The sequence below is a fragment of the Bacillus sp. N6 genome (assembly GCF_052805735.1).
The window spans coordinates 59952-70402 of the sequence record NZ_JBRAZW010000002.1; the positions used below are offsets into that span (position 1 = coordinate 59952).

Consider the following 10451-nt stretch of genomic DNA (forward strand, 5'->3'; position numbering starts at 1 on the left):
GAAAGACTAATAGTTTCAACGATTCATAACTGTTTTAATCTCTTCTAATCTCCAGGGACTATTCTTGCAGAATACATAAAGAAGGGTGGTGTGAGTTTGTGATATTTGAGTTAGTAAGTTCAGCTGCAGTTGGTGGTGTAGTCTTTCTATCAAAAATGCATCAAAAAGGAGCTACGAATGATGCCTCAAAAATCCAAAGAATCTGCGCCAACTGCGGATTAAAAGTAAAAGAAGGAAAAGAAACTAGGACTATACAGCTACTTCGCAAAACGAAAAATAATTGGGGAGTTGAATATGCGTATAGAATCCCTCTTGGACTTAGCTTCTCCGATTTTGAACAAAAGATACAACACTTAGAGGATGGATTAAATCATAAGAGCAAAGTTTATAATTTTAAACTACAAGACTTCAAATCTCTTCGACTGCGAAAAGATATCTTAAAACAAATACAAAACATCATAAGCAAGAAAAAACTCGTTAGAAAGGAAATTGAGCTGTCTTACGATGGGTTGCTTAAAATACGAGTTTACGAGAAAGGAATTCCTGATTTCGTGAAATTTGAAGAAGAGATGATGAAGCAATGCAGGGGATGGGAAGTCCCTATTGGTTATACAAGAGATGGATTGATAAAACACGACTTTGACCAGCTATCACATATGATTTCTGCCGGCATGACGGATATGGGGAAATCAAATGTATTAAAGCTTATTATTACTTCGCTGGTACGCAACCAATCGGAAAATATAAAGCTATTCCTTATAGATTTGAAGGGTGGTCTCTCTTTCAACCGTTACAGATTCCTTAATCAGGTCGAATCGATTGCGAAGAATCCAGAGGAAGCCCTTGAGACTCTAAGGGAATTGCAAGATAAACTGAATGCTAGAAACGAATACTTACTAGAAAAAGGATACGAAGATATAAAAGAAGCCGGGGATCCAGTACGGTATTTTGTGATCGTAGATGAAGCAGCCGATATAGCGCCATATCAGGAGTGCAAGGACATCATTGTTGATATAGGTCGTCGTGGCAGGGCAGCGGGATTTCGCTTGGTATATGCGACGCAATACCCGACTAATGAAGCATTACCATCACAGTTACGACAAAACATAGGAGCTCGTGTTTGCTTCAGATTGCAGACAGAAGCAGGGAGCCGTGCTGTGCTAGACGAGGGCGGCGCAGAGAGTCTTCCTAACATAAAAGGAAGGGCTATATATCAAACGAACGAGAAAAAGGTCCTACAGACAATTTATATCGATAATAAGCAAATTGATAACATCATAAAGCCGCACATCAACATAAGAGCGAGGAAGGAGCATGAAGATGCAAAAACTAGCACTAAAGGAAGCGAGAACCGAGTCCATACTCTTGAGCTTGAAGAAGTTGGGATTTTTAAGTAGGAAGCAAATCCAGGTACTTCACGATCTCGGTGGAGATAGGAATGCTTCTCGTGTCATGAAAGGAATTGAAGAATATGTATCTAGCTTTAGGGATGGAGAGAAGGTTTATTATCTTAACAAGGAAGGGCGTGAACGTATCGGAAGTAAGAAGATACTTAAGCGTTCGAATCAATTTCGTCATTACATTATGAGGAATGATATTTACATCGCTTATGAATGCCCGAAAACGTGGAAGCAGGAAGTAAAGATGAATGTGAAAGGTATCGTTTCCATAATTGCAGATGCACTATTTACGGATAATGGACGTTACCACATTGTAGAGGTAGATCATGAGCAAAAGATGAGTGCGAACCGTATCAAAATGCAGAAGTATCGCAAATTGATGGAATGCAAAGTATTTGAAAAGACCCCTAAGTTTATTTGGTACACCACGACGGAATATAGAAGGAAGCAACTCCAGAAGCTTTGTGAAGGATTGGATTGCAATATATTCACGGTTACTGATTTCCATTAAAAACAGGGAGATGGTCCATATGGCAACTGAGACAATGAGCATCAAAGATTTTATGGATGGTAATTACGGAGCAAAGAAAAAGTGGAGCTTGTTCAAAAAGAAAGCAAAAAAATACGCACCCGTGGCGGCGCGAATAAGTATTGTGATCGGTAGTGCTATTATATTCAGCAATATTATAGATATTCCTCATGTATTTGCTGATGGAAATAATCCAGACGTGAATGAAGTATTTAAAGATGTGCAGTCCAATGACGGGGCAATAAAAAATTATATAGATGGCCAGTTATACAATCGTATTGTAAATGCGTTTGAGCCTGTTATTTTCTTGATTAAAGCAGTATCCTATCCAATCGCATCCGTTGTAGCGTTATGCGGTGGGTTATTCATTATGGTTGGTAGCCAGGAGCGGGGATTCTCGCTAATAAGTCGTGCTGGGATTGGCTATATAGTAGTTCAAATGATTCCGTTGTTTATGAGGCTGCTTGTCGAGATTGCTAAAGTGATTTAGTCCTACTTAATGTAGGATTTTTTCATATGATAATAACCATCTATCGTTATTATCAGACAACATATCTTAACTCAACATTCGAAATAAATAGTTTTATGTTTCTAAAATTGTAATATATTTACATATACGAAAATCGAAAGTATGATGAAGTTGCAAGCTATAAAACTATTAAAGGGGGATTTTTTTATGTTAAAGAAACTAGTAATTGGAGCATTAGCAACTGGAATTGCTTTATCTGGGGCCGGAGGAGCACTTGCAGCTGAAAAACCTCAGGTAGTTGATAAAAAGGTTACATCCAATTCCGTAGCATCGGTTAATGTAGGTAACGGGCAAACTGATGGAGCACTTTATTCTATTAGTGATTATCGTATAATTCCAGTAAAAGCTGCGAGTTTAAGTCAAAAATCACTTTCTGTGGATTTATGGGGACACTCAGATACTAAAATTTCTATTTATGAAGATAGCGAGTATGGTAGACTTTTAGGTTCATGGACAATGTCTGAAACACCAAAGACGGTAAGCATTAACCCTAGTAAAACTTATTATTTACGTATTGGTGTAATGCCATATGGCCAAAATAGTCCTTGGAACTATGTGGTAAATTGGCAATTTAAATAATTAAGAAAAAGTCCTGTTTATACAGGGCTTTTTTCTTTGCAGGAATTCCTTAATCGTCATGGAATACTCTCACTAGGAGGTGTTGTGACGTTATGACGGCTATTTAAGTTATTGACAACTTTCCTTAAATTCTCCATTATCCCAGCGTTCCTTAAATTCATAAAGCTGATTGATAGTATTATTTTCTTTACCATATATCTCGTGGAACAATTGATGAATATCTTTTCTTAAAGGAATTCCCTCAATCTGTTCGTGAAGATGTTTAACTTTTGAAACAATCATATTTAATTCTTCCGAAGTGTAACCCCCTATTGTTTGCTTAACATTTAGATTGCACTCTTTGACAGCAATATCCCGTAATTGATGGAAAGAAACAGAGTGATGAACGTCTAGTTCAATGTCTCTTTCTTTGGAAATGAAACAAGTGAAGTCGTGTTTCTTTAACGATTCGAAAATCCAATCTTTTAAAAAGCTTCTTAGATAGTGACTAAGAAGTGTTATACCGCCTTTCCAATTGTAACTATTTTCTCCACTTCTATTTTCAATACAACATTTATAGCAACCTTGTCCTTTTAAAAAATCGTGTAATCTAATATATAATTCTTCGTTGGGATGATTAGGACAACTAAATTTCATTGGGTGCGTGTTACGGATATATTGCGTTTCTAATAAACGATATCCTCTTTCTTCGAATTTTTTTGAAACTATCTCAATGGTATATTTCAGATTGTGTTCGCGTAAAGCTTCTTTTTTACAAAAAGAGCAACCAGAACCTTTAATTAAATTAGCCCTAGTTATGTATATATTTTCTTCAGGGTGTTTTGGACACAAATAACGTAGCTTTTGTTGATTGTTAATATACTCTTTTTCTAAGAGTATATAGCCACGTTTTTCGAATTCTCTAGAAACAGTTTCATACGCTACTCTTTTGCTAGATGAGAGCTTTTCTCTCCCACAGTATTTACAACCATGACCATTTAAAAGAGATCTGTAAGCGATTTTTAGGACCTTATTGGGATGTTTTAAACATTTATACTTCAAAGGAGTATGAGAGTCTATATAAAAATTATCCAATAAGATATAACCTTTATCTTCAAATTTAGATTTAATCTTTTCTATAGGATGTCGTTGAGCATTATTTTGCTTCTCTTTACTGCAATATTTACAACCTCTTCCACTTTGTAATTTATTTTAGCTAATTTTCAAGTCTTTATCAGGGTGATTAGGACAACTAAATTTCATCGGTATATTAGAACGTATATATTCTTTTTCTAGCAATTGATAATTTCGTTTTTCAAAGGCCTTTTTGACATCTTCAAAAAGCAATTTTCTACCCATAACAAGCCTCCTATATATTGTAAAAACATTATAACAAATAAAGTCTTTTCAAAAAACAAGTGAAATGTAGTAGGGATATAATGTGCCTTTAATTGCAGGAATTAGTATGGTGCCATGGAATATTGTCTTTAGGAGGTGTTATAGCGTTATGTCGGATATGAAAATCATTTATACCGCGAAAGACGTCTATAGTCGCTTGAATGTGAGTGATAGCACACTAAGAAAATACGTAGAAGTACTCCAACGAGAGTCATACATTATTAAAAAAAATAAACAAGGAAAAAGAGAATACACAAACAGTGACATTATGGTGATTGAGAAATTAATTGAACTGAGTAAGCATGACGGTATGACGCTAGAAAAGGCAGCGAAGATGATAGCGCAGCAAATAGAGAAAGTCAATCCGGATCTGATTCAAGAAGAGTCTGATGAAGCGGACTTAGTGCCATTCCACATTAAACAGCAATTACAGGAACAGTACAGCGTTATGGCGCAAGAAATGAATCAGAGTATGTTGGCGATGGAGAAGCGATTAAGTGAGCAGGCCAAGCAAAGTAACGAGGAAATTAAAGCAAGTGTGGAAGCTCACAATGAACGAGTGGAGAAACGATTGGAAGCCAGGGACGAGACGCTTATGAAAACGCTACGTGAGATGCAGGAAACGAAGAGATTGATGCAGGAATTTCGGGATGAGGTTGCTGCAGCCAAAGAGAAGAAAAAGCCGTGGTGGCGGTTCTGGTAACAAAATATAAAAATGAACTAAGTATATAATGGAACGCCTAGAATCATAGAACAGGGAAAAGCCCGACTAAATTAACCGGGCTTTTTTCAATAGATTATTTCGTTATATCAATAGCTTTCATTAATGGTACGGATATATTCCAACCTGCTTGTGATGTATAAGAATAACTTCCTTCTATGTTTCCTGTTACTGTAACTATATCTTTTTCAACAAATTCTGTTGGTTTATCGAAAGTTACATAGACAATGTCGTTGGTGTTATATCCATATGACCTTTTTGTAACAGCTAATCTAATATCAGTTGAACCGCCACTTTCTATGATCTGAACAATTTCACCAGTATATTTCACTAATTCGTCCTTGTGTCCATCCGGATTTTTCTTTAATTCAGGATAAGAAAGATCTTTCGCTAGTTTCTTTTTTTCTTCAATTTTTGCTTTTTCAGCTTCTTCTGCTGATAGAGCATTTTCAATATTTACTTTTCCAGCATTAATTCCTCTAACTTTAAATCCATTTTCTATCTCTTCTAATTCCCCATTAGATTTATAGTTTTTTTCGAAATTGTCATAGTCTTTGAATGCATCTAATGCAGCTTTGTTTTCGGCATCAACAGTAAAAGTCATTTTAAAATCATAGTTTCCATTTTTAACAACTTCACGTCCTGACGTTTCGGATACATGGTCACCAAATTCAAAATGAAAATTCCCATCATGAACAGTGCTCTCTTTTGACATTACTGCTATATATTCTTTTTCTGGCTCTTTGATAACACCTTTTGCTTTTGATCCTTCCGGCATATTTGTTTTTACATTTACCGTTAACATTTTAGTTTCTGGATTATAAGAGTATTCGCCTACTTCAAAATTAATTGCTTCTTTTTGTGCTTCTTTTTCGGCTTGTTCTTTTTCTAATCTTTGCTCATGTTCTGTCCAAGATTCCCTTTTTTTCTCTTCAACTTTTTCTCCATTCCCACAGCCGCTAGCGAAGAGCGATGCAGCAAGAATAATTCCGCCAATTTTATAATGTCTTTTCAATGCACGATCCTCCAAGATGTTTTCTAATAAGTTTTTTGTTGTATTATATTATAACATAAATGTAATGTTATTCAATTTTATTACTGAGATTACAATTTTAAGGCGATTAACTTTTCTTTTATGAGTAGTCTCAAATGTCTTCTATTAATGATAGGTATGTAAATGAGCTAGTGGTGGAGGTACTGGTAAGAGCAAGAAAGTAAAGCAGGAGTATATGTTTTTCCTACCTAAAATAAAAGGATACATTTATCTAAAGATACAAAGATAAAAGGATAAAAAGATACATTTATCTTTAGATACATATTAACAAACAAAAAAAGAAGCATCCTCAAAACAAGGACACTTCTGTCTTTTATTTATTTTCTAACGTCTCGTAAAGACGCTTGTACATATCCTTATATGCATTAGAATGTCGATTTGCCAGCTGGGTATCTACATAGCTGTCGACAAGAATATCAATGATGTTGTTAATTGATGTTTTATCCATACTCTCTCGTTCCTGAATAAATGGTTTAAGAGTATTTATCTTTAGTAAAACGGCTGGTGAAATTTTAGCAGTTTTAGATGGAACTAAACGTTGATCTGGTTTCTTTGGTGTCAGTATTTCTTTTTCCATGTTAGCTTGATCGTTTTGAATAGTTAAATCTGAACTTTCGGTAATAGGTGTCAAAGTCACTACAAAAGAATTACTCTTATTTTCCACAGGTACCACTCCTATTGATTTCTATTCTCTATTAAAAATTCGAACTGCTTTTTTAAATCAACAAGCTTCACTCCATATTCAAATAGTGGATTACTCTCTTTAATATTATAATAATTTGCTAAAAATGCTATGTTGTGTGAAAGTTTATCAATACTCCAATATATATTGTTCAATATTATTACATAAAAACGATTAGGCATTTGCTGACTAAATGTTTCGATATCCATATTTTCATGTATTCTTTGCGAATGAACCCAATTTGAAGGTTCGTCATAACAGTGGTAGTAGGTTACTTCTTGAAATTCAGCACTCAAAGCCATTAAAGTTTTTCCACTCGCTATCTCGTACCATTGTTTATATATTGACATACCTCTTAAGGACTCCGATTTTATTTGTTCTTTCGATGTATCATTAAGTTTAGACAGTAGTTCAATTTCTTCAGGAGTAGTCATGTTTAAATTTTCATTGTTACTTTGAAGAAATCTATCCAATTTATTACCAGTTTCGAAGTTTTTCTTCTCATTAAAAAATTTAACAAATCTTTCTTTATCTTCAGCATTAATAAAAGCTTCAAATGCTATTTGTAATTCAAACAATGTTCTTTGTAGTGGCAGAACACCATCAGTGATGTCGTTCTTCAATAGATGAAAAATAGTATTTATTCTCAAGTTGATATTTCCGACTAGATAGAACATCAATTTATCTACTTCATCTAATTCTTTATTTCGTGAACCGGTTTTTTTGATGCTTTTTAATCTTCTTTGAGTTGCTTCGAAAATTTTTGTATAAGTTGGGAAATTATTATTCATGTTGCTATTGTCTCCTGTTCTTAAGTAAACTTATTTCTATTTCAGTCTTTATGCTTTACATTCATCTAGTTATATTTTACCATTTTGGACTCTGTTTAGAATATGAATTTTACGAAACAAGGAGCTAGTACATTCAGTATGTTATGTATGGGGAAAACAAAAATATAGAAATATCCCTATTTCTAAATAGGGATATTTCTATATTTCTAAATCTCTGTTAACAGCTTGAATTTCCTTTTCTGTTCAGGTGTCAGCTCGTTTTCTACATAACGATCTATAAGTAAGTCAATGATTTCATAAGCGAATTTTGTGTTTGTAAGTTTCATTAATACTTCTAGTTCTTCTTTTGATTGATTAGAAATTTTAATGCTGCCTTGCTGATTTTTAAATTTCTTTTTTGATTCAGTTTTTTCGTTTCTTTTTTCTTTTCGAGTTACTTGTTTTTCTTCAGTCTTAGGTTGAGAAGGCGTATCTGGAACCTCGTTTTTTTCCACTACAGCTTGTCCTTGCTCTGGTACATAAGGCTCAGTAGGTTCAAAGTTACTTTTCTTTCTACCTAGTAAACCAGGAGTTCTCGTCATTTTACACACCAACCTTCATTTTTTCGAACATGTCGATACGAGATAATAACTCATCACTAATTGTTTCGTATAGTTCAATTACATTCATATCATGTCTATCTTTTTCGGTAATACCATTCACATCAAATCGTTTAATACGTTCCATTTGCGGGACAATGTTTTTGAATAGGTTTTCTTCACCGAAAATTTCACGAGCATTTTCCATGATATATTCGTCAACCTTACCGTTGTTTTTTAATAGGACAGGAAGAACACCAACTACTTCAATATCAAGATCATATTGCTCTCTTAGTTTAATAAGTTCATTAACATAATTCTCAGCACCAGTTAGAGAACGCTCTTGAGTTTGCAAAGCAATTAGAACATAATCAGAAGCAACAACGGCGTTCTTTGTAACTTCTAGTGACATAGGAGGAACATCGATAAATATGTAGTCGTATTTATGCTTTATCTTTTCAAGCAATCCTTTAAAGTAATGATCTTCCTCAGCTTCCGAAGAACAATTTTTATAAAGGAATTTTGCGAAGTCCTGAAAATCAACATAAGAAGGAAGTAAATGTAAGTTCTCCATAATTTCCACTTCTAAGCCGTCTAGGTTTCCCTCTTGTATACCTTTCATTAATGTTTTTTCAACAGTAACAATTTCATCAGGGTTAAGGATTGATTTTGTTAACATTAAAGACTTTGTTGCGTTACTTTGTGGATCAAGGTCAACAAGTAAAGTACGCTTACCTTTTTTAGCAAATTCATAAGAGTTCAATACAGCATTTGTGGTTTTACCGACTCCACCTTTGTAATTACCTACCGTAATTGTAATAGCCATTTTTAACACTCCAGTTATAGTTTTTGAAATTTCCCTATATCCCTTTATAGAAATAGGGAAAAATAGAAATAGGGAAATAGGGATATTTCTAACTATAGAAATAGGGATATTTCTATATCTTTATAGAAATTATAACAATGATATTTAGGTTATGCAATAGAATCATAGAGTTAGTAATTAATAACAGAAACGTTGATATTAAAAGATTTTTCAGATGTATGAAGTAGAGAGATTTAAGTAATAAATATGAAATTTCGTAGAGGAATTAGTAGATGAAAAAATGAAGAAAATAGGGAAATATAGATATAGGGAAAAGGGGAAATATCCCTATATCTATAAGTGGAAATAGGGAAATAGGGAAATAGGGATATTATCAATAAAGTTCGTAAATTCGCTGTTTACAAAGGATAAAGCTTGTTGTAACCTAGTACACAACAAGCAACATTCTACAAAACAAAACATAATTTGATATTTTACATAAATGAAGATCAAGAAAATCGATAGAATAAAATTAAAAACAATTGAATATGAACACAAAACAAAAAGCCACTCCCATATGCTATCGGCTACCAACCTTTAGCGGGAATGACTCTTCTAGCTAGTGTACCACCACTTGGCTAGAAATTAACTGTATTCAACCACAGTGTTAACGTTTAAGTAGTGTACCACCACTAACCTTAAACAACTATGCCTTTTCACGAGGCTTCTTTGATATACCCATTTTATCTATTGTTTGACTAAAATTCAACTAGTAAATGCTAGAATTGTATTTTTTGTAGTCAAAAGATATATAACGGGCATCTCTAAACCTAGAAGTCTTGTGAATCTACAGGCCATTTTAGGAATTTCGGGATGCCTTCTTGTTTTTTGTTCGCGTGGAATTGCCTGATACCACGTAAATAAAAACTGATAAGCCGTAATTCCGTGCTGCTATACATATAGGAGGAACGTGTTACGTGCGTGGCTAGCTGTTGGTCGTGCAGGGGGTACAGAGTATGCGCCTACAAAAACAGCACCCCTCATTGGAATCCTGTTCTTCTGGTGAGGGAGGGCGAGAACGTGCCCAGGGACGCATCTCTAAAAGGTTCGGGTGGTTATCGTTAGCATCAAGGTGCTAGGGAATACATTCAGTTTGTCGTGTAGGGACGATATTACAAGGACAAGCCATAGAAAAAGGATGTATGCGGTGAAAATCGCTGAGTGAACAGGGTCTATACATACGGATACCTTATAAGTGACCGCATGGCGAAAACAAGACGCTTATCCATCTATTTTGATCGATTACTTTTTTGTGATCTTTCAAAGTAGGGGATAAATCTGCCTTCCAGCCGTATTCCATAATCGTTCCCACATGATAAAAACCCTCAAGATCTTCAGTCAAGCTT

General features: G+C 34.5%; 12 protein-coding genes. 5 read left to right on the forward strand and 7 right to left on the reverse strand.

What is annotated here, in order from left to right; translation table 11 throughout:
- Nucleotides 1-98 precede the first annotated feature (98 nt).
- The 4 genes from ACUXVC_RS27940 to ACUXVC_RS27955 all read left to right on the forward strand — a co-directional run bounded on the left by ACUXVC_RS27940 (nt 99) and on the right by ACUXVC_RS27955 (nt 3037).
- A complete protein-coding gene (locus ACUXVC_RS27940) occupies nt 99-1397 on the forward strand; it encodes an FtsK/SpoIIIE domain-containing protein (protein WP_098661815.1) in 1299 nt (432 codons plus the stop codon).
- Nucleotides 1366-1911, forward strand: coding sequence for a replication-relaxation family protein (locus ACUXVC_RS27945; protein ID WP_255289731.1), 546 nt, complete (start codon nt 1366-1368; stop codon nt 1909-1911). The genes ACUXVC_RS27940 and ACUXVC_RS27945 overlap by 32 nt, the downstream gene beginning before the upstream one ends.
- A 19-nt stretch (nt 1912-1930) precedes the next feature.
- Entirely contained in the window at nt 1931-2419 is a 489-nt protein-coding gene (locus ACUXVC_RS27950; RefSeq protein ID WP_446026165.1) for a hypothetical protein, read from the forward strand.
- A 186-nt stretch (nt 2420-2605) separates the two neighbouring features.
- A complete protein-coding gene (locus ACUXVC_RS27955; protein WP_446026166.1) occupies nt 2606-3037 on the forward strand; it encodes a hypothetical protein in 432 nt (143 codons plus the stop codon).
- 108 nt (nt 3038-3145) lie between these two features.
- On the opposite strand, the gene ACUXVC_RS27960 is transcribed toward ACUXVC_RS27955, so the two are convergent.
- On the reverse strand, nt 3146-4111 hold the full coding sequence (locus ACUXVC_RS27960; protein ID WP_446026167.1) for a hypothetical protein: 966 nt from the start codon (nt 4109-4111) through the stop codon (nt 3146-3148).
- Nucleotides 4112-4228: 117 nt separating this feature from the next.
- Nucleotides 4229-4375, reverse strand: coding sequence for a hypothetical protein (locus tag ACUXVC_RS27965; RefSeq protein ID WP_446026168.1), 147 nt, complete (start codon nt 4373-4375; stop codon nt 4229-4231).
- Between the two features lie 148 nt (nt 4376-4523).
- On the opposite strand from ACUXVC_RS27965, the gene ACUXVC_RS27970 reads away from it, so the two are divergent.
- The gene (locus ACUXVC_RS27970) at nt 4524-5117 is read left to right on the forward strand and encodes a DUF3967 domain-containing protein (RefSeq protein WP_446026169.1); all 594 of its coding nucleotides are present in this window, start codon (nt 4524-4526) and stop codon (nt 5115-5117) included.
- Nucleotides 5118-5211: 94 nt separating this feature from the next.
- On the opposite strand, the gene ACUXVC_RS27975 is transcribed toward ACUXVC_RS27970, so the two are convergent.
- The 5 genes from ACUXVC_RS27975 to ACUXVC_RS27995 form a co-directional block, all read right to left on the reverse strand.
- On the reverse strand, nt 5212-6150 hold the full coding sequence (locus tag ACUXVC_RS27975) for a hypothetical protein (protein WP_446026170.1): 939 nt from the start codon (nt 6148-6150) through the stop codon (nt 5212-5214).
- A gap of 352 nt (nt 6151-6502) precedes the next feature.
- Nucleotides 6503-6853, reverse strand: coding sequence for a hypothetical protein (locus tag ACUXVC_RS27980; RefSeq protein WP_446026171.1), 351 nt, complete (start codon nt 6851-6853; stop codon nt 6503-6505).
- 11 nt (nt 6854-6864) lie between these two features.
- The gene (locus ACUXVC_RS27985) at nt 6865-7662 is read right to left on the reverse strand and encodes a DUF5677 domain-containing protein (protein WP_446026172.1); all 798 of its coding nucleotides are present in this window, start codon (nt 7660-7662) and stop codon (nt 6865-6867) included.
- A 206-nt stretch (nt 7663-7868) separates the two neighbouring features.
- Nucleotides 7869-8243, reverse strand: coding sequence for a hypothetical protein (locus tag ACUXVC_RS27990; protein WP_446026173.1), 375 nt, complete (start codon nt 8241-8243; stop codon nt 7869-7871).
- 1 nt (nt 8244) lies between these two features.
- Nucleotides 8245-9066, reverse strand: coding sequence for a ParA family protein (locus ACUXVC_RS27995; RefSeq protein WP_446026174.1), 822 nt, complete (start codon nt 9064-9066; stop codon nt 8245-8247).
- Nucleotides 9067-10451: the final 1385 nt, after the last annotated feature.